A 24,191-nucleotide genomic window follows, 5' to 3' on the forward strand; every position below is an offset into this window, starting at 1 on the left:
TCCCCTCGGGTTTGCATATTTCTGAAACAAGGAAGACCTAGGCCGGTTTCCGGCGGCCCAGGGTCAGCCCGGCCGCAAGCCAGGTCAGCAAGAGCGCGCCGGCGGTGCCGGCCAGGAACGTGGCGAACGCCGTGGCGGGGCTGTCGAGCGGCAGCTGGGCCAACGGCGGCCATGGGGCACCGTTGATCAGGGTCACCCCCAGCGTGGCAAAGCCCCAGGCCAGGATTGCCGTCCCCAACGCAAGCGCCATCACGCCGACCGCGCGCCCCCGTGGCCGGCCCGGCAGGTGCAGCAGGCGACGCAGCGCCGTCCCCGCCCGGCCCAGGTCGTGCCCCATGGCCAGGATCGCGGGCACCAGGATCAGGACCAGCACCATGCCGAAACCCAACCCGTAGCTGAGCGTGATCACCGTGGGACGCAGAAACTGCGCCTGCGAGGAGCTTTCGTAGAGCAGCGGCGTCAACCCCAGCACCGTCGTCAGGGTCGTCAGCAGGATGGGCCGCAGCCGGTCGCAGACCGCATCGGTGATTGCGGGCAGCAGGGCGCGGTCCTTGGAATACTCGTCCACCGTGGTCACCAGAACGATGGAATCGTTGATGATGATGCCGGTCATCCCGATCAGTCCTACGACCGAGAACATGCTGAGCGGGACATCCCACCACCAATGGCCCCAGATCGCCCCGATCAATCCGAACGGGATCACCGCCATGATGACGGCGGGCCGCGTCCAGGAAGAGAAGATCCAGGCCAACACGACGTAGATGCCCAGCAGGCAGGCCACCAGGCCCAGCGTCGCGTCGGTCAGGAAATCGCGTTCCTGTTCCGCCAGCCCGCCGAGGGCGTAGCCGACCTGATGCACGGCGGCGACGTCGGGCAGGATATCCTCGGCCAGTTGGGTGCGGATCTCGTTGGCGCGGGCGGCGTCGTCCTGGCTGATGTCACCGGAAACGGTGACCACCTGCACGCCGTTCTCGCGCCGGATCGAGGCGAAGCCGGATTGCACGCGCACGGTGACGATGTCCGATAGGGCGACCTCGCCGCCTGTGGGCGCGGCCAGGCGGAGGGTTTCCAGGAAATCCGCCTCGATCTCACCCTTGGGCAGTTCGACCCGGATGGCACCGGTGCGTGGGCCGACGGGGAAGGTTGCGGCCTCGATCCCGTTCAGGCGGTCACGCAGGGTGCGGCCCAGGGCGTCGATCTCAAAGCCCAGCGCCTCGCCCTGGGGGGTCAGTTCCAGGATCAGCTCGTCCTTGTCATAGGGTAGGCTGTCTTCGACGCCCGAGACTTCGGGGATGCCCGCAACGGCGGCTTTCAGGGCCTCGGCGGCGGCCTTGAGCGTGGCACTGTCGGCCCCGAAGAATTCCACCGAGAGGGCATCGCCGCCGGGGCCGGAGCGCCAGCCGCGAAAGCTGATCTCTTCGGTCAGGGGCAATTGGCGGGCGGCGTCCTGCAACTCTCCGACGAACTGGAAGGAGGAGTAGGGGCGCAGGTCGGCATCGATCAACTCGATCGAGATGGCGCCCAATTGCTCGGGATCCTTATCCTCGGCGGAGGCGAGGGACCGGCCGGAATTTCCCCCGATCTCGGCCAGCACATAGGCCAGCGGATTCTGCCCATAGCGGTCTTCGTAGGTTTCGCCCAGAGCATAGGTGGCGCGCTGCATCTCGCGCATCTGCTCCAGCGTGTCGTCGCGCGTGGCCCCGTCGAGCATGGCGAAATTGCCGGTGACCGACCCCTGTTCCGGCGAGTTGAAGAAGCGCCACTGCACCTCTCCGGTCAGGAACAGCGCGGCCTGGGTCGACAGCAGCACGAAGGCCCCTGCGGCCACAGGATAGCGGGCCCAGATGCACAGGCGGATCAACGGGCGGAACAGCGTCTGCCGTACCCAGTCGAACCCCCGGTTCACGACCCGCGACGGCAGGTCATACCAGTGGTCGCGGCCCTGATGCGTCAACGCGCCGGCCATGTGATGTGGCAGGATCAGGAAACATTCGGCCAGCGAGGCGATCAGAACCACGATCACGGTAAAGGGGATGTCGGCGATCAGGTCGCCGAACCGCCCGCCGATGGCGACCAGCCCGAAAAAGGCGATCACAGTCGTCAACGTGGCCGAGAACACCGGCAGGAACATCCGCCGGGCCGCGTTTTCAGCGGCGTCATAGGGGGACTCGCCCAGGCGGCGGGCGCGGAAATCGGCGTGTTCACCCACAACGATGGCATCGTCCACCACGATCCCCAGCGTGATGATCAACGCGAACAGAGAGATCATGTTGATCGTCAGACCCGCCACCCACATCAGCGCGATGGCCGACAGAAGCGCCACAGGAATGCCCGTGGCGACCCAGAAGGCGGTGCGCGCGTTCAGGAACAGGAACAGCAACCCCACCACCAGCGCGAGGCCCAGCAGCGCGTTGTCCACCAGCAGGTTGATACGCCCGGTGATCGCCTCGGTCCGGGTGCGGATCAGCTCGATCGTCACGCCTTCGGGGGTGTCCTGCATGACCTCGGCCGCGACCGCCTCGACCTGGCGTTGCAGGGCGATGGCATCGCCTTCGGCGGTGCGGTCGACGCGGACCGACATGGCGGGGTTGTCGCCCACGAAATAGGCGCGTTCCCGGTCCACCCCTTCGGAGGTGACGCGGCCCAGATCGGCCACGGTCAGGGCCGAGCCGTCGGCGTTGCGGCGGATCACGATGGCCTCGATGTCGGCCACCTCGCGCCGGGCGGACCCGGTGCGGACGCGGGCATTGGCCCCGGTGACGTCGCCCGCCGGGTCGGCCTGGGCCTGACCCTCGATGGCCTGGGCGAGCTGGGCCATGGTGACGCCATAGCGCAGCAGGTTGGCGGTCGGCACCTCGACCACGACCTCGGGGGCGGCGACGCCCCGGACAGAGGTGCGGGTGACGCCCGCCGCGAACAGGCGGGTGACGAATTCGTCGGTGATCCGCGCCAGTTGGTCGACGCCCACAGGGCCGGTGACGATCACGTCGGTCACCCGGTCGAACCAGCGGGCCTGCCGGACCTGTGGGTCCTCGATCCCGTCGGGCAGGCCGGTGACCCCGTCGATGGCCGCCTGCACATCGTCGGCGGCCGTGGTCAGGTCGCGCCCCGGCTCGAATTCCACCTGAAATGACGCCATGCCTTCGCGTGCCGTCACCACGGTGTCGGCAACCCCGTCGATGGCCAGCAACGCCGGTTCGACCAGTTGCACGATGCCACGGTCCACGTCCTCGGCCCCGGCCCCGTCCCAGCGGATCGAGATGGAGACGTCTTCGACCACCACATCGGGGAAGAACTGCGCCCGCATGTTCGGCACCGCCATCAACCCCGCCGCTAGCATCAGCACCAGAAGCAGGTTGGCGACCGTGCGGTGCCGGGTGAAGTAGCCGAGGATGCCCATGCGCCTAGCCCCCCATCCGCGATTCAAGACGGCTGACCATGGCGGCGGGGACCTCCTCTTCCTGCAACTGGGTCAGCATCCGCGCCTTCACCTCGGACGGGATGCGGGTATTACCCTCCACGAAGGCCTGGATGCGGGCGCGGCGTTCTGGGTCCAGCGTTACCATCTCGGCCACCTCCGGTTCGGCCCCGTCGGGACGGATCGGACGCACCCGGATTCCGGCGCCCAACGCGGGTGAGCGTTCGGCCACCACCTCGCGCCCGTCGATGCGGCCGCGCACGATCACATCGTCGCCCTGGCGGCGCAGGCGGTCCACGGCGACGGTTTCCAGGCGGTCCTCTTCGCCCAGCACGAGAACCTCGCCCTGCGCCGACAGCGCGGTGGCAGGCAGGCGGATGGCGCGGGGCAGGGTGGGTTCCTCGACCACCACGCGGACAAAATCGCCGGGGCGAAAGCCCCGCGCGTCCGACAGCCGGGCAAAGACCAGTCGTCCGGTCTGCCCCTCGCCCACCGCCGGGGCTTCGCGCGTGATCTGGCCTTTCGCCTCGACGTCCAGGCCGAAGACGTCCAGCACCGCCGTCACCTCTGCGCCCACCAGGTTGCCTGCGCCGTCCAGCAGCCGCGCGTGTTCTGCCGCCGACAGGCGGAACGCGACCTCCAGCTCGGTCGGATCGATCAGTCGGGCGACTTGTTCGTTGGCGGTCACCAGCCCGCCGCGCAGGACCGACACCTCGGACAGCTGCCCCGCGAATTCCGCCGTCAGCGTGCGGTCGGCCACGTCGCGTTCCGCCTGGGCCAGGGCGATGCGCGCCCGGTCGATGGTCAGCGCCGCGGAATCGACGCGCGTCTCCGCTTGGGCGATGGCCCCGCGCCGGGTCAGGATCGTCTGTTCGGCATTGGCGAGGGCCAGTTCAGCCGACTCGCGCGTGGCGGCCGCACCCACGCCCCGGGCCGACAGGTCCACCTGCCGTTGCAACGCGCGGCCCTGCAGGTCGCGCTGCGCCTCGGCCCCGGCCAATTCCGCCCGCGCCAGATCCAGGTTGCGGGCCGCATCGCGGGCCTCGGCCTCGGCCCCGGCCAGGTCGGCGCGTGCCACGGCCAGCGCGCTTTCGGCATCGGCAGGGTCGATCCGCAGCAGCAGCTGCCCGGCGGTGGCGGTGCCGCCCTCCTCGAAGCCGGGGGCCAGTTCTACGACGCGCCCGCCGACCGGGGCCCGCAGTTCCAGAACACGCCGCGCGCGCACTTCGCCAAAGGCGGTCAACGTGGGGGTCAGCTGTGTCGCCTCGGCGGTGACGACATTGACGGCCAGCACCCGTTCGCGGGCAGGCGGGCCGCCGCCCTCGCGGGCCTGGCGGTCCTGCAAGGCGGCATAGGTGATCTGTGCCGCCCAAGCCAGCAGGCCCAGCGTCACGGCAGTCAGGAACAGGGCAATAAAACTGCGACGTAGGAAGCGCATGGACTCTCCGATCCAGGGGACCAACTTAAGATAAGGCGCGGACGGCCCATTCCAAAGTTTACACGCAGGCTTGCGTCACTTCCGTCGCAGATGTTCGTCCAGACGGGGCATTATTTCTACAAAGTTGCAGGGCTTGTGCCGATAATCGAGCTGATGGACGAGAATTTCGTCCCAGGCGTCCTTGCAGGCGCCGGGCGAGCCGGGCAGCGCGAACAGATAGGTGCCACCCGCCACCCCGCCGCAGGCGCGCGATTGCACCGCCGAGGTGCCGATTTTCCGCATCGAGACGTGGGTGAACACCGTGCCGAAGGCGTCGATTTCCTTTTCGTAGACGTCGCGGTGCGCCTCGACGGTGACATCCCGGCCCGTCAGCCCGGTGCCGCCCGTCGACAGGATCACGTCGATGTCCGCATCGGCCACCCAGGCGCGCAGGTGTGCGGCGATCCCGGCGCGGTCGTCGCGGACAATGGTCCGTGCGGCCAGCACATGCCCCGCGGCTTCCAGCCGTGCCACCAACGTGTCACCGGACCGGTCGTCCGTCACGCTCCGGGTGTCGCTCACCGTCAGGACGGCGATGCGGCAGGCGATGAATTCCCGATCTGTCACGCGCGGCCCTCTTCCTTGTTTTCCAAATATGCGGGGGGTCCGGGGGGCAAAGCCCCCCGGCGGATCGCCCCCGCATCAGCGGGGGCGAAACCCTCACTTGAAATCGTCGCGGGAATGCCGCTCCGGCAGTTTCAGGCTCTCGTCGTCGCCGAAGGACCGGTTGACCATGCGTCCGCGCCGCACGGCGGGCCGGGCGTCGATCCGTTCGGCCCAGGCCATCAGATGTTCATAGTCCTGCACCGCCAGGAACTCCGCCGCGTTGTACAGCCGTCCCAGGACCAGCTGCCCATACCACGACCAGATCGCCATGTCGGCGATGGTGTAGTCGTCGCCGGCGATCCAGGGCACGTCTTCCAGGCGCTGGTTCAGCACGTCCAACTGACGCTTGGCTTCCATCGCGTAGCGGTTGATCGGGTATTCGAACTTTTCGGGCGCATAGGCGTAGAAATGGCCAAAGCCACCGCCCAGGAACGGGGCGGAGCCCATCTGCCAGAACAGCCAGGACATCATCTCTGGCCGGTTGTCCCCCAGGAAAGCGCCATAGCGTTCCGCCAGATGCATCATGATCGCCCCGCTTTCGAAGATCCGGGCGTTCAGCCCGTCGGTCCGGTCGAACAGCGCGGGGATCTTGGAATTCGGGTTCACGTCGACAAAGCCGGAGCCGAACTGATCTCCCTCACCGATGTTGATCAGCCAGGCGTCGTACTCGACCGGATGCCCGGCCTCGATCAGCTCTTCGAACAGGACCGTGACCTTGACCCCGTTGGGCGTCGCCAACGAATAGAGCTGGTAGGGGTGATCCCCGACCGGCAGGTCCTTGTCGTGGGTCGGGCCGGACACGGGCCGGTTGATATTGGCGAACTGGCCCCCGGATTGGGTGTTCTGCCAGACTTTGGGCGGCTCGTAGGTCATGTGCGGTCGGTCCTTTGGTTAGAGCGGGCAGGGCGGGGGCCAGCCCCCGCGCCCCCGGAGTACTTATGCCGAGAAAAAGACAGGGCTAGGCCCCCAGCCGCGCGCGCAGCGCCAGCAGGTCTGCCCAGGCCTCGCGCTTGGCACCGGTCTGGCGCAGCAGGTAGGCGGGATGCAGCATCGGCAGAACCGGCAGACCAAAGCCCTCGGTCCAGGTGCCGCGCAGCCGGGTGATGCCGCGGCGGTTGAGCACCGCGCCGCAGGCGTGGTTGCCCATCAGGATCAAAAGCTCCGGCGCGGCCAGTTCCACGTGGCGACGCAGGAAAGGCAGCATCATCGCCACTTCGGCCGGATCCGGGTCGCGGTTCGACGGCGGCCGCCAGGGCAGGACGTTGGTGATGTAGACGGCCTGCGCCGGATCCTGTGCATCGCGGGCCATGTCGATCGCGGCAAGCATCCGGTCCAGCAACTGCCCGGCCTGTCCGACAAAGGGTTTGCCCTGGCGGTCCTCTTCGCGGCCCGGCGCCTCGCCGATGATCATCACCCGGGCCGCCGGATTGCCGTCCGCGAACACCAGCGACCGGGCGCCCAGCCGCAGGTCGCACCAGGGGTATGCGGCCAGCGCGTCGCGCAGGGCGGGCAGGGTCGCGGCCCCGGCGGCCATCCGTTCCGCCTCGGTCACGGGATCGGGGTCGGTGCCGATGGGGCCTGCGGGGGCCGCCTGCGCGGATGCGGGGGCCGGGTCCGCCGCCGGACGTGCGGGGGCCGGCATCCGGGGGGGCAGGGCAAAGCGATTGACGGGGCTCGCCTCGACCGCCGTGTCGCAGCCCAGTTCCACCTGCCATTCGAGGGCAGCACGCAGCGCTTCGGGGGACATCTGATCGAGCATGACAGATGTGCTAGCCCGTCTTGTGGCGAAGGACCAGAAGGTCTGCGCCCCGCGCGCAAATGTGATCGGACCGCGTCAGTCGCTGCGCCCCGCCGCCAGGGCCGTGATCCGGTTGAATGTCTCTTTGTGATCCGGCGCGATCTGGGGGATCGGGTGGCCCGCGGCCAGCGCCAGTTTCTGCTGGATCACCCGGAACGCGGCGGACACGACGGACCCGGTTGCCGCCTGCACCGGTCCATCCAGCGCGTCCGCCAGCGGCACGAACCGCGCGCCCGCCGACCGCAGCGCGGCCAGGTAGTCCTGCGCCATTACCGCGAAGAAAGCCACGTTGTGGCCCAGCGCGATGCTGGGCACCGGGGTGCCGAACCAGGCGGCTGCGGCCGCGTGATCGTGGCGCAGCTGGGCGGGGGCGAATGTGAGGAAGGCATCGCAGACCCAGGCCTCGGTCCGGCGGTCGCCTGCTTCGCGTGCGGCAAGCCAGGCGCGGTTGAAGGTCCATTCATAGCTGAACGAGGTGACATCGACCGCCGTATACCGTTCTGCCGTCAGGTGGGCGTTGACCGCCGCCAGCTTGGCCTGCGTCTCGCCCCAATGGCACAGCGGGTGGCGGAACAGGCGGCGAGGGGCGCGGTCCAGCCAGGGGGCCAGGGCCTGACTGCCCGCGTCGATGTCGGCGATGAAAGCGGCGGCGCTGACCTCGGGCAGGTGCGGATGGGAATGGGTGTGGTTGCCGACGTGATGGCCGTCTGCCAGCCAGTCATCCAGAATACGCGCGTAGCCTGGGCCGCGCGCCAGCGGCCAGGAATTGCAGAAGGCATAGACCCCCGCGACCCCCTGCGCGGCCAGCGCCCGGCGGATGTCGGCCACGATGCCCGCCGCCGTGACCCCGGCGGGCGGGTCCGACTGCGGCCAAAGCGGCAGGTCATCAAGGGTGAAGGCTATGTCCATCGGCGGATCCTTTGGACCCATGGGCCGGGCGGGTACGCCTGCTGTCAAGCCAAAGGGGCTTGATCCCCCGGAGATCGCGTCGCAAGACCACCCCATGTTCACGCAACGCCACCTCCTCGGCATCGAGCCGCTGCACCCCGTCGAGATCACCGCCCTGCTCGACCGCGCCGACCATTATGCCGAGGCCACGCGCCGCGGCGAAAAACATGGCGATGCCCTGGCTGGGCTGACGCAGATCAACATGTTCTTCGAGAATTCCACCCGCACCCAGGCCAGCTTCGAGATTGCGGGCAAGCGGCTGGGCGCGGATGTGATGAACATGGCGATGCAGGCCTCCAGCCTGAAAAAGGGCGAGACGCTGATCGACACGGCGCTGACGCTGAACGCCATGCGCCCCGATCTGATCGTCGTGCGGCACCCGCATTCCGGTGCGGTCAACCTGCTGGCCGAAAAGGTCAACTGCGCGGTTCTGAACGCGGGCGACGGGCGGCACGAGCATCCGACCCAGGCCCTGCTGGACGCGCTGACGATCCGGCGCGCCAAGGGGCGTCTGCACCGGCTGACCGTGGCGATCTGCGGCGACATCGCCCATTCCCGCGTGGCGCGGTCGAACATGATCCTGCTGGGCAAGATGGAAAACCGCGTCCGCCTGGTCGGCCCGCCGACCCTGATGCCGTCCGAGGTCGCCGCCCTGGGCGTCGAGGTCACCGACAACATGCAAGAGGGGCTGCGCGACGCCGACGTGGTCATGATGCTGCGCCTGCAAAAGGAACGCATGGACGGCGCCTTCATCCCGTCGGAGCGGGAGTATTACCACCGCTTCGGCCTGGACGCGGCGAAACTGGCGGCGGCAAAGCCCGACGCCATCGTCATGCACCCCGGTCCCATGAACCGGGGGGTGGAGATCGACGGCACCCTGGCCGACGACATCAACCGGTCCGTCATCCAGGAGCAGGTGGAGATGGGCGTGGCCGTGCGCATGGCGGCGATGGACCTGCTGGCGGCGAACCTGCGCGCAGCGGTGTGATCCGTTCACCGGACATTCACCGCTCGGCGCGATACCCTGATCGTCGACATTGAAGGACAGGGTTCAACGGTCGGGCGGGTCACGCCGCGCCCCGCGCGATCATCCGGCGCGGGGGCTCACCGTCCCGCGACCGCCGAGCCCACCCCTCACCCGAGGGTGGTGCCATCCTCACCACCAGCCAGAGCATCTGCCTGGTCTGCCCCGGTCCCCGGTTGACCGCCCTGTCGCCCGGCCCATATTCCGTGGCATGCCCATGGACCTTCCCCCCCGCGACGCCCGTATCCACGTCTTTTCCGTCAGTGATGGTGATCTGACGCTGGCGCATCAGACCTATCTGTCCCGCCTGGACGCGGAACCCCCCGCCGCCACGGCTCTGCCAGAGGCGTTTGGCGCGGCCATCGACGCCACCTACGCGGAGGTCTTTTCGGTCGAGGATATCGCGCCGATGCGCCTGCGCGATTACCTGTCGCAGGCGCACGACATCCCCTCCGACACCCTGGCCGCGGATGCCGCGCGTCTGGATGCCCTTTCTGGCGATGTGGTCGTGCTGGCCCCCCGCGCGATCGAGGGGCTGACCCGGCTGTCACCACAGCCCGAGCTGACCCATATCGGCAGCTATCCCACCGCCGAGGCCGACAACGCCCCCCGAGAACTGCCGCCTGCGGCCAAGCAGCCGCAGCTTGCGACGCCCGCCACGGCCACCGGCACGCCGGTGCAGCGCAAGGTCATCCCCTGGATCGTGATCGGTGCGCTGGTCCTGGCGGTGCTGGTGGTCGCGCTCTTCTGAGGGATCGGGTGCGTCTACCTGCGGCAGGGCGTCACCGCGCCGCGTGGAGCGGTCCGTCGGTGCATCTCCGCCTCTTCCTCTGGCCATGAATACCTCGGGGGTCAGGGGGCTGGCCCCCGGTCCTTGGCTTGCGCCAAGCCGATTGCCTTGGCGCGGCGCGGGGGCTAACCGGGGGGCATGACTGCGACGCTCTTCACCAATGCCCGCCTGATCGATCCCGTCACCGGCAGCGACGCCCTGGGCGAGTTGCGCATCGAGGACGGGCGCATCACCGCCCCCGGACCCGCGGCCCATGTCATCGACTGTCGCGGCAAATGTCTGGCGCCGGGTATCATCGACATCGGCGTAAAGGTCGGGGAACCGGGCGAACGTCACAAGGAAAGCTTCCGCACCGCAGGCCGCGCCGCCGCGGCGGGTGGGGTCACCACGATCGTCTGTCGCCCCGACACCCTGCCGCCCATCGACAGCCCGGAAATGCTGGATCAGGCCCGCGCCCGCGCCGCGGGCAGCCCGGTCCGCGTGCGGCACATGTCGGCGTTGACGCGGGGCCGCGCCGGGACCGAGATGGCCGAGATCGGGTTTCTGATGGACGCGGGGGCCGTGGCCTTTTCCGATGGCACCCATGTCACCCGCGACGCCAAGATCCTGTCGCGGTGCCTGACTTATGCCCGTTCGCTGGGCGCGCTGGTCATCGGTCATCCGCAGGATCCCAGCCTGTCTGCCGGGGCCTGCATCACATCCGGTAAATTCGCCAGTCTGCGTGGCCTGCCCGGGGTTGCCCCCTTGGCCGAGCGTATGGGCCTGGAGCGGGACCTGGCGCTGGTCGAGGCGACGGGTGCCCGCTACCACGCCGATCAGATCACCTCCGCTGCGGCGCTGCCCGCGCTGCGCCGGGCGCGGGACGCGGGGCTGGACGTGACGGCGGGCACCTCGATCCATCACCTGACATTGAACGTTCTGGACGTGGCCGACTATCGGACCTTCTTCAAGATGACCCCGCCCCTGCGCACCGAAGACGACCGTCTGGCCGTGGTAGAGGCGTTGGCCACGGGCGAGATCGATATCATCTCGTCGATGCACACGCCGCAGGACGAGGAATCGAAACGCCTCCCGTTCGAGCAGGCCGCCCCCGGAGCCGTGGGCCTGGAAACGCTGCTGCCCGCCGCGATGCGGCTGGTGCATGCGGGGCACATCGACCTGCCGACGCTCTGGCGCGCGGTGTCTCTGAACCCGGCCCGGCGGCTGGGTCTGGAGGGCGGCACGCTGGAGGTCGACGCCCCGGCCGATCTGGTTCTCTTCGATCCCGACGCGCCCTTTGTGCTGGACCGTTTCAAGCTGCAATCCAAATCCAAGAACACGCCCTTTGACGGGGCCCGGATGGAAGGGCGCGTCCTGGGCACCTGGGTCGCGGGCACCCGCGTCCACGGGCAGGAGAGAGCCGATGCCTGAGATCACGACCGCGCCCCTGACCCTGCTGATTGTCGCGGCGCTCGCCTACCTGCTGGGGTCCGTCCCCTTTGGCATCGTCATGGCGCGGCTGTTCGGGCTGGGCGATTTGCGGGCCATCGGCTCGGGCAACATCGGGGCCACCAACGTCTTGCGTACCGGCAACAAGGTGGCGGCCTTCCTGACGTTGCTGGGCGATGCGGGCAAGGGCGGCTTTGCCGTGCTGGTCGCCCGCGCGGTGCTGGGCGAGGATGCGGCACAACTGGCGGGGTTGGCGGCCTTTGCGGGCCATGTCTGGCCGGTCTATCTGCGGTTCAAGGGCGGCAAAGGCGTCGCGACCTTCCTCGGCACGTTGATCGCGCTGTCCTTCCCGCTGGGGCTGGCGGCCTGCCTGACCTGGCTTGCGGCGGCCGCAGTGCTGCGGATTTCCTCGACCGGAGCTTTGGCGGCTGCGGCGTTGGCCCCGGTCTGGGCGCTGTGGCTGGCCCCGCAGGCGGTGGCGCTTTGCATCGTGCTGGGCGCGATGATCTGGGTCTTTCACCGCAGCAACATCGCCCGCATCCGCGCCGGAACCGAACCCAGGATCGGCCAAAAATGAGCTTTGAGGTCGCGGTCATACGCTGCCTGCGCGGTTATCTCGATTTCTCGGGGCGCGCGACGCGGGCGGAGTACTGGTGGTTTCAGGCGTTCCTGCTGCTTTTGACCTTTGGGGCGCTGGTGCTCGGCTCTCTGTCCGAAACGGCGGGTGGGTGGATGTTCATCCTGGTCATCGCCGCCTTCATGGTGCCGACCCTGGCGGTCGCTGTGCGCCGCCTGCATGACATCGGCTGGTCGGGGTGGTGGCTGCTGCTGACGTTCCTGCCGTTCGGACAGTTGGCCATCATGATCATGTCGGTGTTGCCCGGCCAGGCCACTGAAAACCGTTGGGGTCCGCCAGTATCCGCCGACGTGGCATCGCCTGCGCCGTTGATCCGTTTCGACGACCTGGAGGCAAGCTATTCGCGAACCCGCATCCCCCGCGTCCGTCCCCACCGCGACGACTGAGCCATGCCTTGAACGGGACCTTTCGGGGTGCCACCTTGAAGGGGCGCAACCCCAGGAGGCCCAGATGACCTTTGCCGATGCTGTCCGCCGCTGTCTCACGACCGGCTACGCCAATTTCAACGGACGCGCGGGCCGGCCCGAGTTCTGGTGGTTCGCGTTGTTCGGGTTCGGCGCCAATCTGGCCGTGCAGTTGATCGACGCGATTCTATTCGGCTCAGACGGGATCGGGCTGTTCGAGGGGCTGTTCACACTGGCAATCCTGGTGCCGTCCCTGGCCGTTGGGGCCCGGCGCCTGCATGACATCGACCGAAGCGGATGGTGGCAGGCGATCCTGTTGGTGCCGTTGATCGGGATCTTGGTCATGATCTATTTCTGGGCGCAGCGCGGGATCGAGGGACCGAACCGCTTTGGCCCCCGGGTGCGCGCAGCGGTGCGCCGGGACAGGACAGTCCCCGAAAGCTCTGTGCCCAAGGTACGCCGCTGACCCGCGCCGAAGCGGTGGCCGCCCGGCTGCTGGATCTGCCGCTTGGGGCCTTTCGCGGACAGGCACTGGGGCGCGATTGGCTGGTGGTGCGCACGCTCTTTGCGGGCGGTGCGTCGGAGAAGCTTGTCGCGCGGTCGCTGGACGGGGCGGATTACGTCAGCCTGAACCTTTACCGCCTGGAGGCGGGGCCGCGGCTCAAACCCTGCGAGATGCCAGCGGCCAAGGTCGCGGATTTCGTGGCCGATCTGATCCCGACGCGACCTGTGTAGGGCGGGGTTCACGCCGCCCCCTGGTGCCTAGCGTCGCAGTGTGATCAACAATTCCAGCGCGTCGGCCGTGCGTCGCGTGTTGGCGTAGATCCCCAGGAACAGGTACAGCGCGCCGCCGGTGATCAACAAGGTCAGCGCCCCGCCGATCAGGATCACGGCGGCGGCCAGCGGACCTTCGATCGGTGGCAGGCCGGGGGCGGTGGGCACCGATCCCATCAATGCGCCGATGGCCGCCACGACGATGCCGACGGCGGCCAGAACGATCACGACCGAGATCACGATCTCCAGCCCCTTGATGAAGAAATCACGCATGGCGTCCCCCAGATGTCCGCAGCCGCCCTAGCATGGGCACCGGGCGGCGCGGCGCAAGGGGTCAGTAGCTGTATTCACCGTAGATGCGCGTCAGATCGCCGTTCCAGTCGCCGTGATACTTGGCCAGCAGCTCATCCGCCGGGGCCTGCCCCGTCTCGACGCTTTCGCGCAGGGCGTTCAGGAAATGCGTCTCATCGGGGATCATGCCGCCGGCCCCGGGCATTGCGCGCGCGCGCAGACCCTCGTGGGCGATATCGACCAGTTCACGGGCCAGATCGTGCATCTTCACGCCGTGGGTTTCCGCCTGCAGTCCATCGACCGAGGCCGCGACCCGCAGCGCATCCCGCGTTTCCTGATCCCAACCCTTTGCCAGGTCCCAGGCCGCGTCCAGCGCCGTCCCATCATAAAGCAACCCGACCCAGAACGCGGGCAACGCACAGAGCCTGCGCCAGGGGCCGCCATCAGCACCGCGCATTTCCATGTACTTCTTGATCCGCGCCTCTGGGAACAGCGTCGTCAGATGGTCGGCCCAGTCCGACAAGGTCGGCACCTCGCCCGGCAGGGCCGGCAGTTCGCCGCGCATGAAGTCGCGGAACGACATGCCCAGCGCATTCACGTATTTGCCATCGCGGTAGACGAAATACATCGGCACATCGAGCGCGTAATCCGCCCAGCGCTGGAACCCCATGCCATCCTCGAACACGAATTCGGGGATGCCGGTGCGGGCGTCGTCCAGGTGCCGCCAGGTGCGTGCACGCCAGGATTTGTGGCCGTTGGGTTTGCCCTCGAAGAACGGTGAATTGGCGAACAGCGCCGTGGCCACCGATTGCAGGGCCATCGCAACCCGCAGCTTTTTGACCATGTCGGCCTCGGACGCGAAGTCGACGTTCACCTGCACGGTGCAGGTCCGCCGCATCATGGTCTTTCCGCTGGTGCCCACCGTGTCCATGTAGGCATCCATCAACTTGTAGCGCCCCTTGGGCATCAGCGGCATCTGGTCATGGGTCCAGATCGGCGCGGCCCCCAGGCCGATGAACCGCACGCCGATATGGTCGGCCACCGATTTCACTTCGCGCAGGTGGTCGTTGACCTCGTCGCAGGTCTGGTGGATCGATTCGACCGCCGCCCCCGACAATTCGAGCGCGCCGCCGGGTTCGAGGGACACATTGGCCCCGTTCTTTTCCAGGCCGATCAGCTTGCCGCCCTCTTCGACGGGGGTCCAGCCGTAGGTGTCGCGCAGCGCGCTCAGCACGCGGTGGATCGACCGCTCCCCTTCGTAGGGCAGGGGGGCCAGGCTGTCTTCGCAATAGCCGAATTTCTCGTGCTCGGTGCCGATGCGCCAATCCGTCTTCGGCTTGCAGCCGGATTCCATGTATTCATACAGTTGCGCGGGATCGGTGATCGGCCCGCCGCCGGACTGGGGAATGGACATCGGGGGCCTCTATCTCTGCTCGGGGTTCACGGTTGAAACGCGGGCGAGGTCAAGTCAAGGCCGCGCGGCCCGGACGGCTCCATACGGTGATCGTCGTGGGTGTGCGCGATTGCACCGCGCGCACCATTGCACCGCCATCGAAACCCGGCAGCGGGGCCATGGCATCCAGCAGCGCCTCGGCGTTGTGGGCCCCTTCGGGGATATAAAGCGGCCGCGCCCCATCAGAGGTGAACCGCCAGAACGCCTCGCCCGTGGACGTGCGGCGGAACACCAGTTCCGTCAGGTCGTCCAGCTCTACCGCGCCGCCCATGATCGGGCCCAGGTAGGTGATGCGGCCCTCGTCCACCTCGACCGTGCCCGGGGCCTCCGCCTCGGTGCGGAACCGGGCGTGGCGGACACCGTTGAAGGCCAGGAACCCGCCCAGCAGCGTCAGCGCCAGCCCAAACAGAAACGCCAACCCGCCAGAGGTGGCCAGCAGCCAGAGGCCGGGCACCATCGCGGCCCCCCCTGCCAATGCTTCGCGCCAGCGGGTTATGACGGCGGCGGCTTCGGGTCGGATCATGGTCGGTGCCTCGATTGGAACAGGAGGAGGATAAGCATCCCTGCGCGCGGGACCAAGGGTCATACGGCGCGCTGCGGTCCATCGAAGAGGATGAGCGCGACGGTCCCGGTCCGCACGAACCCCAGCCGCGCGTAGCTGCGCAGCGCCTGCACGGAGTCCGCGAAAAGGGTCGCGCGCGTGACGCCAAGGGCACGGCGTCGGTCCAGGTCGAGTGCGACCGCCCGTCCGGCGAGGCGCGCACCGCGACGCGCGGGCGGCACGTAGACACCACCGACCTGGACAATGTCGGGCAGGGCCGCGTTCAGGCCGGTCAGCGCAAGCGGCGTGTCCCCGTCGATCAACAGCCGCCCCCGGTCCTGCGCAATCCAGCGCGCCACCTCGGCGCGCGCGCCCTCGATATCCTGCGCGCCGGCTTCGGCTTCCCGGTTGGCGGCCAGCCGCCAGAGGGCCGCCTGACCGGCATGGGCATCAAGCGGCACCAGCTTGCCCGGCCCGTCGGGGGTGACAAGTGCATCAAGCGAGAGGCCCATCTGCGGCGCGTCATCGTTCCTTTGCATCGGTGCCTGGGAAAGGCCGCAGGCCGCAAGAAGGGGGCGGGCCACGGCGGCAGGGCCGATGATCCCGTTCAGATCCATTCCGGACATTGCGTGCGCCGCGCGGTTCACGTCCCAACCGTCGGGCGCAAAGGGCAGGGCAAAGCCCGCCCGCGTCAGGCCCAGAACCGCGGTCCCGTCCGTCCAGAAGCGCGTCGCGTGAGGGTAGGTGCCGCGCAGCCCGTGGGCAGCCAGGTTGCTGCGCAGGAACATCGTGTCCTCCGGCATCCGGCTCAGATTGGCGTCGAGGCGGGCGGGGGCCGCCGGATCGTCGGGATCACCGCCAGTCGCCCCGTGCCGCCTGCCAAAGCGTCAGCGCCGCCACCGCCGCCGTATCCGCCCGCAGGATGCGCGGGCCGAGGGCCACGGGCACGGCGAAGGGCAGGGCGCGCAGGCGGTCGCGTTCCTCGGGGGCGAAGCCGCCCTCCGGCCCGATCAGTATCGCGGCGGGGGCGGGGGGGAAGGCCCCGGCCTCGCCGCCCTCGGACCAGAGGGGATCGTCCGACAGCGTCTCGTCGCAGAACACCAGCGCGCGGCCCTCGGGCCAGTCGTGCAGCAGCCGGTCGAGCGTGACCAGATCGGTCACCTCGGGCACGAAGGTGCCACCGCATTGCTCGGCGGCTTCGACCGCGTGGGCCTGCAGGCGGTCGCGGCGGATGCGTTCGGAATTGGTGAACCGCGTGGCGACGGGCAGGATGCGGGCGGCCCCCAGTTCCACCGCCTTCTCGACGATGAAATCGGTGCGCGCCTTCTTGATCGGTGCAAAGATCAGCCAGAGGTCGGGGGGATCGCGCTGTTCGGCCACGCGATCCTCGCAGACCAGCGCGCCACCGCGTTTCGTCGCAGCCTCGATCCGGGCGCGCCACGCCCCGTTCGCCCCGTCGAAGACCGTCAGCGTGTCGCCGGGCGACAGCCGCATGACGCCGGACAGGTAGTGCGCCTGCTCCCGCGTCAGTTCGACGGATTGCCCTGTGCCGACCGGCTGGCCTACATGAAGTCTGACTTTGCTGTCCATGAGGCTCTCTAGTGTCCGAAACGCTCCCCGATCAAGGACAGGTGGCCGACGCCGTCAAGGGCAACTGGGTCGATACCCTGGCCCCGGCGGTCACGCGCCCCTATCTGCGGCTGTCGCGGGCGGACCGCCCGATTGGCACCTGGCTGCTGCTGTTGCCGTGTTGGTGGGGCCTGGTGCTGGCGGTTGCTGCGACCGGGTTCCGGGTCGAGGCGTTGTGGATCGCGCTGGGTTGCGCGTTAGGCGCGTTCCTGATGCGCGGCGCGGGGTGCACCTGGAACGACGTCACCGATCGCGAAATCGACGCGGGCGTCGCGCGCACCCGGTCACGCCCGATCCCGTCGGGGCAGGTGACGCCCCTGCAGGCACTGGGCTGGATGGGGGTGCAGGCGGCGCTGGCCTTCGGGATCCTGCTGACGTTTCACCCGACGGCGATTGCCTTGGGCGTGCTGGCCCTGTTGCCGGTGGCGATCTATCCCTTTGCCAAGCGGTTCACCTGGTGGCCGCAGGTGTTCCTGGGACTGGCGTTCAATTGGGGCGCGCTGCTGGCCTGGGCGGCCTATACCGGGTCGCTGAGCCTGGCACCGGTGATGCTCTATCTCGGCGGGATCGCCTGGACGCTGTTTTACGATACGATCTACGCCTATCAGGACGTGGAAGACGACGCGCTGATCGGGGTCAAATCCACGGCGCGGCGGTTCGGGGACCGTCCGGGTCCCTGGATGAACGGGTTCCTGATGGCCACGGTTGCCCTGCTGTCCATGGGCGTTCTGGCCGCGCTGCCTGTCGGTCCGGCGCTGGTGGCGATGCTGGGGGTCTGGGCGATGGGGTGGCACCTGGTCTGGCAATTGTCCCGGCTGGACATCGCCGATCCGGCGCGGTGCCTGGCATTGTTTCGCGCCAACAGCACGACCGGCCTGATCCCCCTGCCGTTTTTCGCCGTCGCTGCATTGCTCTGATTGCCCAGCCGTTAACGGTTCGCTAAGCACAGCGGACGCATCAGCTGACGGATCCCATGAGCCGCAATCAGACCATCGCCACCACCGCAGCCTTCGTGCTGGCCGCCGCAACCGCAGCGGCCGCGGCCTGGGTTTCTGCCGATTACATCGAACGCAGTTCGCGCGACGCCGTGCGCGAACGGCTGTCGGGTCAGGGGATGGACTGGCTCGACGTGCGCACCGATGGCCTGCAACTGATCCTGACCGGCATGGCCCCCGATGAACGTGCCCGGTTCCGCGCGGTGACCGAGGCGGGGGCTGTCGTCGATCCGGGTCGCGTGCTGGACGCGATGGATGTGCGCGCGTCGGCCCCGGCAATGGCGCCGCGCTTTGCGCTGGAAATCCTGCGCAACCAGGACGCCGTTTCGTTGATTGGCCTGACCCCGGCAGAGACCTCTGGCGAAGGCATCGCCGCCTTGATCGCCCGCGCCAACCTTGATGTCACCGACATGGTGGAACGGGTTGCCTATGACACCCCCGAGACATGGGGCGATGCGGTGGCCTTTGCGCTGACGGCGCTGGACCTGCTGCCGCGGGCCAAGATCTCGGTCGAGCCGGGGCGCGTCAAGGTGACCGCCGTGGCCGACAGCGATCAGGAACGCCGCCGTCTGGAACGGGACCTGAACGCGGCCAAGCCTGCCGGGCTGGATCTGACGCTGGCCATTGCCGCGCCACGCCCGGTGATCACGCCCTTTACGTTGCGTTTCGTCATGCCCGAACAGGGGCGCCCCCGGTTCGAGGCCTGCGCCGTCGACAGCGAGGCGGCCCGCGCCAAGGTTCTGCGCGTGGCGGGCGAGGCCGGATATCAGGGCACGCCCACCTGTGTGATCGGGCTTGGTGTGCCCTCGGCGTCCTGGGGGGATGCGGCGGCGCTGTCGATCGCGACCTTGGCCGAGTTGGGCGGCGGGTCGGTGACCCTGTCGGACGCGGATGTGACGCTGGTGGCGCGTGAGGGCACGGTACAATCCGCCTTCGACACCGCCGTGGCCGAGCTGGAAACCGCGCTGCCCGATATTTTCGCGCTGAGCGCAGTGCTGCCGGAGGCCCCCCAGGCCGAGGGCGGCGAGGGGCAGGTCGAAACCCCCGAATTCACCGCAACCCTGTCGCCCGAAGGTCAGGTCCAATTGCGGGGCAGGCTGTATGACGAGGCGCAGGAGGCGGCGGTGCTGAGCTATGGGCGCGCCCTGTTCGGGTCGCAGCGGACCTATATCGCAACCCGCCAGGACGAATCGTTGCCGCAGGGCTGGCCCGCCCGCGTGCTGGCCGCGCTGGACGTGCTGTCACGGCTGGAAAACGGGGCCGTCGTGGTGCGACCCGATCTGGTCGCCATTCGCGGTGTCACTGGCAACCCCGAGGCCGAGGCCGAGATTTCCCGCATCCTGTCTGACAAGCTGGGCGCAGAGGCGAATTTCCGGGCCGATATCGACTACAACGAAGAGCTGGATCCGCTGCTGAGCATTCCGACGCCCGAGGGCTGCGAGGAACAGTTGAACGCGGTGCTGGTGGAACAGAAGCTGACCTTTGCGCCGGGCGAGGCAGTGATCGACACCGCCGGCGAGGGCCAGCTGAAGCGGTTGGTTGACCTGCTGGACCTGTGCGGGCGCAACGTCTTTGAGGTTGGCGGACATACGGACAGCCAGGGGCGCGAAGTCATGAACCTGGATCTGTCGCAATCGCGGGCCGAGGCGGTGCGCCTGGCCCTGATCGAACGCGGCACCCCGCCCAGCCAGCTGATCGCCAAGGGTTATGGCGAGGCGGAGCCCATCGACGACAACGGCACCGAGGCAGGGCGCGAGGCGAACCGGCGCATCACCTTTACCCTGATCGGTCGTCGCGACCGCGAAGGCGATCCGATCGCCGCAACCGACACCCCGGAAACCGGCGACGCAGACCCGCCGGCCAACACGCCAGAGGCCGACCCCGCCGAAGCCGAAGCGCTTGCCGAAGACAAAGCCAGTGAGGAGGGCGACCAATGAACCGCCTGGAGTTCGTTATCGCCATCGCGGTGATCCTGTTCGTGGCCTTCATGCTGGGCTGGTTCGCCTCCTGGTTGGTGAACCGGTTCAGCCGCGTCACCCATTCCGACATGGCGGAGTTGGAGGATATGGCCAAATCCCTGCACGACGCCGAAGAACAGCGCGACGAGGCGATCACCTACCTGCAGTATCGCGAGCAGGAACTGACCACTCAGGTGACCCAGACCGAGGCAGAGCTGAAGGCCGCCATGGAAGGGTTGCGCGAAGCCCGGCAGGAAGCCGCCGAGCTGCGCGGCTATATCGAGAGCCTGAACGCCTAGGCCGCAAGGACCGCCGCCATCCAGGCCGTGGCGGCGACGATCCCGCCCAGAACACGCAGGTGGTTCCAACGTGTCCAGCCCTGCGCATAGGCTGGCCAATAGGCCTGCGCCGCTGCGCTGCCGTCGGGCATCGCAGCCAGGCGTTCGTTCATCGGCACATTGCCCGCAACGGTCACGCCGATGACCCCCAGCAGGTAGGCCACCGCACCCGCCATGATGGCCGGATTGCCCCAGCCCAGCCACAGCGCCAGCGCCGAGACCGGCCCCAACCCCAAGGTCAGCGTCAGGAACAGCGTGCGGAACACACGGCGGTTGACGATCTGCATGGCCTCGGAGCCTGCCGCCGGTTGCGCCACCGAAAGCGATGGCATCACCAGTTCCGAAAAGGTCAGAAACACGCCTGCGACCAACGCCGCGCACAATGCCATCGCCGCCAGGACGTATGGCAGCAGTCCCGCGTCCCACAGCCCGGTCATGCCGAAACCGCCACGGCGCGGCCCGCGTTGCTGCGGTCGGCCAGTTGGCGCGTCAGGAACACGGCCAGATCGGCACGGCTGATCTTCAGCTTCAGGCCGCGTGTCTCGGGGCCGAACCCTTCGAGGTAGTCGCCGGTGGCGGGGCCATCGGTGAAGGCGCCGGGGCGAACCAGCGTCCAATCCAGGCCGCTGGCGCGGACCATGTCTTCCTGCCGCTGATGGTCCTGAAAGACAGGGCGGAGCAGCGCCCCGAACATGATCCGTTTCCAGAAGAAGTTGAGGTTGGACCAGCTTTCGTGGGCACCCAGTGTGCTTTGCACGATCAGGCGGCGGATGCCGTGGTGCTGCATGCCTCGGATAATGGCCAGCGTCCCCTGCGAGCGGATCGTGCTGCGCCGGGTCATGCCTGCGCCCAGGGTGACGACGACGGCATCCTGTCCCTGCAGCGCGGCGGTAACGGCGGCGGCGTCGGTGGCGTCGCCTGCGATGCGGGTCAGGGCGGGGGCCTCGATGTCCAGCTTGTCCGGATTGCGCGCAAAGGCGGTGACGCGATGGCCCGCGTCCAGCATGCGTTGCGTGGCGAGGCGGCCGACAGTGCCGGTGGCACCGAAGATGATGACGTTCATGGCGGATCCTTTCGAGGTGAGCTTTACACGGTGTAAAGTTGACGTCCCGGTCATAAGTGGTAGCTTTACATGATGTCAAGCGACTCAAAATCCTCCCGCGATCGCATCCTGGATGCCGCGCTCGACCTTCTTGAAAACAAGGGGGAAAAGCCGGTCCGCATGTCCGATATCGCCAAGGCCGCCGGGCTGAGCCGGCAGGCGGTCTATCTCAACTTTCCGAATCGCGCCGAGCTGCTGATCGCCGCGACCCGCCATCTGGACAGCCGTGCCGACGTCGACATCCGGCTGGCCGCCAGTCGGGCCGCAACATCGGGGACGGAGCGGCTGCGTCTTTGGGTGGCGGCCTGGGGCGATTACATTCCGGTCATCCACGGCGTGTCCCGTGCGATCCTTGCGATGAAGGACACTGACCCGGAGGCAGAGGCCGCCTGGGATGATCGCATGGCCGCGATGCGCGACGGGTGCGCGGCGGCGGTGGCGGCATTGCAGGCCGACGGGCATCTGGCCCGCGACCTGTCAGAAACGCAGGCAACGGACCTTCTGTGGTCCTTGCTGTCGGTGCGGATGTGGCAGCACCTGTGCCTTGATTGCGGCTGGTCGCAGGCCGCGTACCTGGCCGAGATGCAGGTCCTGGCGGCGCGGCGCCTGATTGCCTAGGGCACGGGGCGGAGCGTCGAGGCGGGCAGGATCAAGGTGATCCCCTTGCAGGGCCCCTGCGCAAAGCTGGTCGTCCACCACCCCTCCGGGTCGGTTGGCCGGGCCTTTACCGGCAAGGGCGCACCCGCGTCGGCGCAGCCGCGCAACAAGGGAACGACCGCTGCGGGCAGGGGGGCATCGCGGGCGATGAACAGGTCCATAGGCTCGGGCTTTGGCGGGCCCTGCAGCCAGGCCAGCGTGGCAAGCGCGGGCAACGCCAGCACGAAGTAGCCCATCAGCCGCCCCGTGACGTGCCGCGTTTCCTTTTCCAGCATCAGCCCGGCGGCCAGATCCTCTGCCGCGTTGCGAAAGGCCCGCAGGGTGGCGTCGGTCGGGGCGGTGCGGGGGGCGGACGTCAGGTAGGCGGCTTCAACCGACAGGACATCGGGCGCGATCCTGGTCACCAGGTTGGCCAGCGGATCATCGGCGGCCTTGGGCGTGACCCCTCCGGTCGGGCCCTCGGACGGCAATTTGGCCAAGGCGGCGCGCAGGGCAGACAGGCTGCGGTAGCGGTCGTTGGTCAGGCGCGGCATATAGTGGTCCAGCCGGGCGATGACCTCCGCGTCGGTCAGATCGTCCAGCAGGAAGGGATCTTCGGTCAGTGCGTCGCTGACCAACCGCAGACCGGCAATCAGCAGGCCAAGCACGAGGGCCCCGAAGAATACCCCGGCGGCGAAGCTTTCGGGCGGCAGCTTCGGCAGGACCGCCAGCGTCAGGCCAGCGGCCAGCGCCGCGCCGACCCCCGCCAGCGTGACGGCATACCATTTCAGCGTCTCACGCAGGGATTTGCGCCACCCCGCATAGCCCGGCGTCGCAGACCCATCGGCCATGGATCAGCTTCCCGATGTCATTTTGGAGGTGACGACGCCGGGGCGTTCTGCAAGCTGCAGCGCGCGTGCCTCGTCCTGAGCTGTCTTGAGCTGTCTGGTCAGGTCGATGAGGACCGCCGCCGCGTCCGCGCGGTCGCTGGCGGCGGCCAAGCGGTCCAGGAAGGCCGCCAGGTCCTCTGGCATTTCGATGGCGATCTTTCGGGTTGCCATGTTGCCCCCTTGGTCCCGGTCAATGCGTGACCGAAAGGTGCCATCAGCGCGCGATTCGCGAAAGGGGCCGCAAACCCGGCCCCAGCGGATCAGCGGTCGTCGTCTTCGTCGTCGTCCTCGCCCTCGGGCAGGTTGAAGAAGCTGTCGGCGTCGCGGACGTCGCGGGTGTCCCTCGGCTCTTCGTCGTCGGTGCCCGACAAGGTGAAGCTTTCCAGACCGGAGATGTTCGACGGCATCTTCGGCTCGTCCTCCTGGCCCAGCGATTGTTCGGTCGAGACCAGCTTGCGGCGTTCCTCGTCGGTCATGACTTCGCCATCTGCGGCCTTCTTGGCGGCGGCTTTCTGGACGGCGGCGTCCAGCTCGGACTGCTTGCACAGACCCAGGGCGACCGGGTCGATCGGCTGGATGTTCTGGATGTTCCAGTGCGTGCGTTCGCGGATGGCCCCGATGGTCGGCTTGGTGGTGCCGATCAGCTTGGAGATCTGGGCGTCAGACAATTCCGGGTGGAACTTGACCAGCCACAGGATCGAGGCGGGACGATCCTGACGCTTGGACAGAGGGGTGTAGCGCGGGCCACGGCGCTTTTCTTCGCCGACGGCGGCGGCGTTGAATTTCAGCTTGAGACGATAGGACGGCGTCTTCTCGGCCTTTTCGATTTCCTCGGCGGTCAGCTGGTTGTTGGCGACGGGGTCGAACCCCTTGACGCCGACGGCCACGTCACCGTCCGCGATGCCCTGGACCTCCAGCTCGTGAAGCTCGCAGAAGTCGCCGATTTGACGGAACGACAGGGTGGTGTTGTCCACCAGCCAGACGGCGGTGGCCTTTGCCATGATCGGTTTGTTCATCTCGGTCTCCTCTCGGATCAAATCTCTGGACCCCGGGC

At 68.2% G+C, this 24,191-nt stretch carries 27 protein-coding genes; 11 read left to right on the forward strand and 16 right to left on the reverse strand.

Annotated elements, in window-relative coordinates; all coding sequences use genetic code 11:
* Positions 1–37: 37 nt before the first annotated feature.
* From K3551_RS07705 to K3551_RS07730, 6 genes are all read right to left on the reverse strand, one after another.
* Positions 38–3,400, reverse strand: coding sequence for an efflux RND transporter permease subunit (locus K3551_RS07705; RefSeq protein ID WP_259918953.1), 3,363 nt, complete (start codon positions 3,398–3,400; stop codon positions 38–40).
* A 4-nt stretch (positions 3,401–3,404) separates the two neighbouring features.
* A complete protein-coding gene (locus K3551_RS07710) occupies positions 3,405–4,856 on the reverse strand; it encodes an efflux RND transporter periplasmic adaptor subunit (protein ID WP_259918954.1) in 1,452 nt (483 codons plus the stop codon).
* Between the two features lie 75 nt (positions 4,857–4,931).
* Positions 4,932–5,462 (reverse strand): molybdenum cofactor biosynthesis protein B, encoded by a 531-nt coding sequence (moaB, locus tag K3551_RS07715; RefSeq protein WP_259918955.1) that lies wholly within the window; start codon positions 5,460–5,462, stop codon positions 4,932–4,934.
* 93 nt (positions 5,463–5,555) lie between these two features.
* A complete protein-coding gene (yghU, locus tag K3551_RS07720) occupies positions 5,556–6,374 on the reverse strand; it encodes a glutathione-dependent disulfide-bond oxidoreductase (protein ID WP_259918957.1) in 819 nt (272 codons plus the stop codon).
* 85 nt (positions 6,375–6,459) lie between these two features.
* The gene (locus tag K3551_RS07725) at positions 6,460–7,260 is read right to left on the reverse strand and encodes a uracil-DNA glycosylase family protein (RefSeq protein WP_259918958.1); all 801 of its coding nucleotides are present in this window, start codon (positions 7,258–7,260) and stop codon (positions 6,460–6,462) included.
* Between the two features lie 75 nt (positions 7,261–7,335).
* Positions 7,336–8,208 carry a polysaccharide deacetylase family protein gene (locus K3551_RS07730; protein WP_259918960.1) on the reverse strand — a complete coding sequence of 291 codons (873 nt, stop codon included), beginning with the start codon at positions 8,206–8,208 and terminating at the stop codon, positions 7,336–7,338.
* Positions 8,209–8,302: 94 nt separating this feature from the next.
* On the opposite strand from K3551_RS07730, the gene K3551_RS07735 reads away from it, so the two are divergent.
* The 7 genes from K3551_RS07735 to K3551_RS07765 all read left to right on the forward strand — a co-directional run bounded on the left by K3551_RS07735 (position 8,303) and on the right by K3551_RS07765 (position 13,265).
* The gene (locus K3551_RS07735) at positions 8,303–9,235 is read left to right on the forward strand and encodes an aspartate carbamoyltransferase catalytic subunit (protein ID WP_259918962.1); all 933 of its coding nucleotides are present in this window, start codon (positions 8,303–8,305) and stop codon (positions 9,233–9,235) included.
* 253 nt (positions 9,236–9,488) lie between these two features.
* Entirely contained in the window at positions 9,489–10,022 is a 534-nt protein-coding gene (locus K3551_RS07740) for a hypothetical protein (RefSeq protein WP_259918965.1), read from the forward strand.
* Positions 10,023–10,199: 177 nt separating this feature from the next.
* A complete protein-coding gene (gene pyrC, locus K3551_RS07745; RefSeq protein WP_259918967.1) occupies positions 10,200–11,471 on the forward strand; it encodes a dihydroorotase in 1,272 nt (423 codons plus the stop codon).
* Positions 11,464–12,066, forward strand: coding sequence for a glycerol-3-phosphate 1-O-acyltransferase PlsY (gene plsY / locus K3551_RS07750; RefSeq protein WP_259918969.1), 603 nt, complete (start codon positions 11,464–11,466; stop codon positions 12,064–12,066). The genes pyrC and plsY overlap by 8 nt, the downstream gene beginning before the upstream one ends.
* A complete protein-coding gene (locus K3551_RS07755) occupies positions 12,063–12,512 on the forward strand; it encodes a DUF805 domain-containing protein (protein ID WP_259918971.1) in 450 nt (149 codons plus the stop codon). The genes plsY and K3551_RS07755 overlap by 4 nt, the downstream gene beginning before the upstream one ends.
* Before the next feature lie 64 nt (positions 12,513–12,576).
* Positions 12,577–12,996, forward strand: coding sequence for a DUF805 domain-containing protein (locus tag K3551_RS07760; protein WP_259918973.1), 420 nt, complete (start codon positions 12,577–12,579; stop codon positions 12,994–12,996).
* Between the two features lie 14 nt (positions 12,997–13,010).
* Positions 13,011–13,265: a hypothetical protein gene (locus tag K3551_RS07765; RefSeq protein WP_259918975.1), complete on the forward strand. Its 255-nt coding sequence runs from the start codon at positions 13,011–13,013 to the stop codon at positions 13,263–13,265.
* A 27-nt stretch (positions 13,266–13,292) separates the two neighbouring features.
* Here the strand turns inward: K3551_RS07765 and K3551_RS07770 are convergent, their stop codons facing one another.
* The 5 genes from K3551_RS07770 to K3551_RS07790 form a co-directional block, all read right to left on the reverse strand.
* Complete coding sequence (locus K3551_RS07770; protein WP_259918977.1) at positions 13,293–13,577, reverse strand: hypothetical protein; 285 nt, start codon at positions 13,575–13,577, stop codon at positions 13,293–13,295.
* Positions 13,578–13,638: 61 nt separating this feature from the next.
* Entirely contained in the window at positions 13,639–15,009 is a 1,371-nt protein-coding gene (locus K3551_RS07775; RefSeq protein WP_259918978.1) for a glutamate--cysteine ligase, read from the reverse strand.
* Between the two features lie 49 nt (positions 15,010–15,058).
* A complete protein-coding gene (locus tag K3551_RS07780) occupies positions 15,059–15,571 on the reverse strand; it encodes a hypothetical protein (protein ID WP_259918980.1) in 513 nt (170 codons plus the stop codon).
* A gap of 59 nt (positions 15,572–15,630) precedes the next feature.
* Complete coding sequence (locus K3551_RS07785; protein WP_259918981.1) at positions 15,631–16,377, reverse strand: GNAT family N-acetyltransferase; 747 nt, start codon at positions 16,375–16,377, stop codon at positions 15,631–15,633.
* Between the two features lie 64 nt (positions 16,378–16,441).
* On the reverse strand, positions 16,442–17,179 hold the full coding sequence (locus K3551_RS07790; RefSeq protein WP_259918982.1) for a 16S rRNA (uracil(1498)-N(3))-methyltransferase: 738 nt from the start codon (positions 17,177–17,179) through the stop codon (positions 16,442–16,444).
* An 11-nt stretch (positions 17,180–17,190) separates the two neighbouring features.
* Between K3551_RS07790 and ubiA the strand changes: the two genes are divergently transcribed.
* Genes ubiA through K3551_RS07805 form a run of 3 tightly spaced genes read left to right on the forward strand, consistent with a single transcriptional unit; the run spans position 17,191 to position 20,470 of the window.
* Positions 17,191–18,135, forward strand: a complete 945-nt coding sequence (ubiA, locus tag K3551_RS07795; RefSeq protein ID WP_259918983.1) for a 4-hydroxybenzoate octaprenyltransferase — start codon at positions 17,191–17,193, stop codon at positions 18,133–18,135.
* A 56-nt stretch (positions 18,136–18,191) separates the two neighbouring features.
* Entirely contained in the window at positions 18,192–20,150 is a 1,959-nt protein-coding gene (locus tag K3551_RS07800) for an OmpA family protein (protein ID WP_259918985.1), read from the forward strand.
* Complete coding sequence (locus K3551_RS07805; protein WP_259918986.1) at positions 20,147–20,470, forward strand: coiled-coil domain-containing protein 30; 324 nt, start codon at positions 20,147–20,149, stop codon at positions 20,468–20,470. The genes K3551_RS07800 and K3551_RS07805 overlap by 4 nt, the downstream gene beginning before the upstream one ends.
* On the opposite strand, the gene K3551_RS07810 is transcribed toward K3551_RS07805, so the two are convergent.
* Together K3551_RS07810 and K3551_RS07815 are read right to left on the reverse strand one after the other, a co-directional pair.
* Positions 20,467–20,946 carry a DUF1772 domain-containing protein gene (locus tag K3551_RS07810; RefSeq protein WP_259918987.1) on the reverse strand — a complete coding sequence of 160 codons (480 nt, stop codon included), beginning with the start codon at positions 20,944–20,946 and terminating at the stop codon, positions 20,467–20,469. The genes K3551_RS07805 and K3551_RS07810 overlap by 4 nt on opposite strands.
* Complete coding sequence (locus K3551_RS07815) at positions 20,943–21,572, reverse strand: NAD(P)-dependent oxidoreductase (RefSeq protein ID WP_259918988.1); 630 nt, start codon at positions 21,570–21,572, stop codon at positions 20,943–20,945. Before K3551_RS07815 ends, K3551_RS07810 begins: the two co-directional genes overlap by 4 nt.
* A gap of 69 nt (positions 21,573–21,641) precedes the next feature.
* Between K3551_RS07815 and K3551_RS07820 the strand changes: the two genes are divergently transcribed.
* Positions 21,642–22,229 (forward strand): TetR/AcrR family transcriptional regulator, encoded by a 588-nt coding sequence (locus K3551_RS07820; protein ID WP_259918989.1) that lies wholly within the window; start codon positions 21,642–21,644, stop codon positions 22,227–22,229.
* On the opposite strand, the gene K3551_RS07825 is transcribed toward K3551_RS07820, so the two are convergent.
* From K3551_RS07825 to K3551_RS07835, 3 genes are all read right to left on the reverse strand, one after another.
* Positions 22,226–23,098, reverse strand: coding sequence for a hypothetical protein (locus K3551_RS07825; RefSeq protein WP_259918990.1), 873 nt, complete (start codon positions 23,096–23,098; stop codon positions 22,226–22,228). The genes K3551_RS07820 and K3551_RS07825 overlap by 4 nt on opposite strands.
* A gap of 3 nt (positions 23,099–23,101) precedes the next feature.
* Positions 23,102–23,308, reverse strand: a complete 207-nt coding sequence (locus K3551_RS07830; protein ID WP_259918991.1) for a hypothetical protein — start codon at positions 23,306–23,308, stop codon at positions 23,102–23,104.
* 89 nt (positions 23,309–23,397) lie between these two features.
* The gene (locus K3551_RS07835) at positions 23,398–24,153 is read right to left on the reverse strand and encodes a DUF1013 domain-containing protein (RefSeq protein ID WP_259918992.1); all 756 of its coding nucleotides are present in this window, start codon (positions 24,151–24,153) and stop codon (positions 23,398–23,400) included.
* Positions 24,154–24,191 lie beyond the last annotated feature (38 nt).

Origin of the sequence: Jannaschia sp. M317, assembly GCF_025141175.1 — a bacterium.
In the GTDB taxonomy this organism is placed as follows: domain Bacteria; phylum Pseudomonadota; class Alphaproteobacteria; order Rhodobacterales; family Rhodobacteraceae; genus Jannaschia.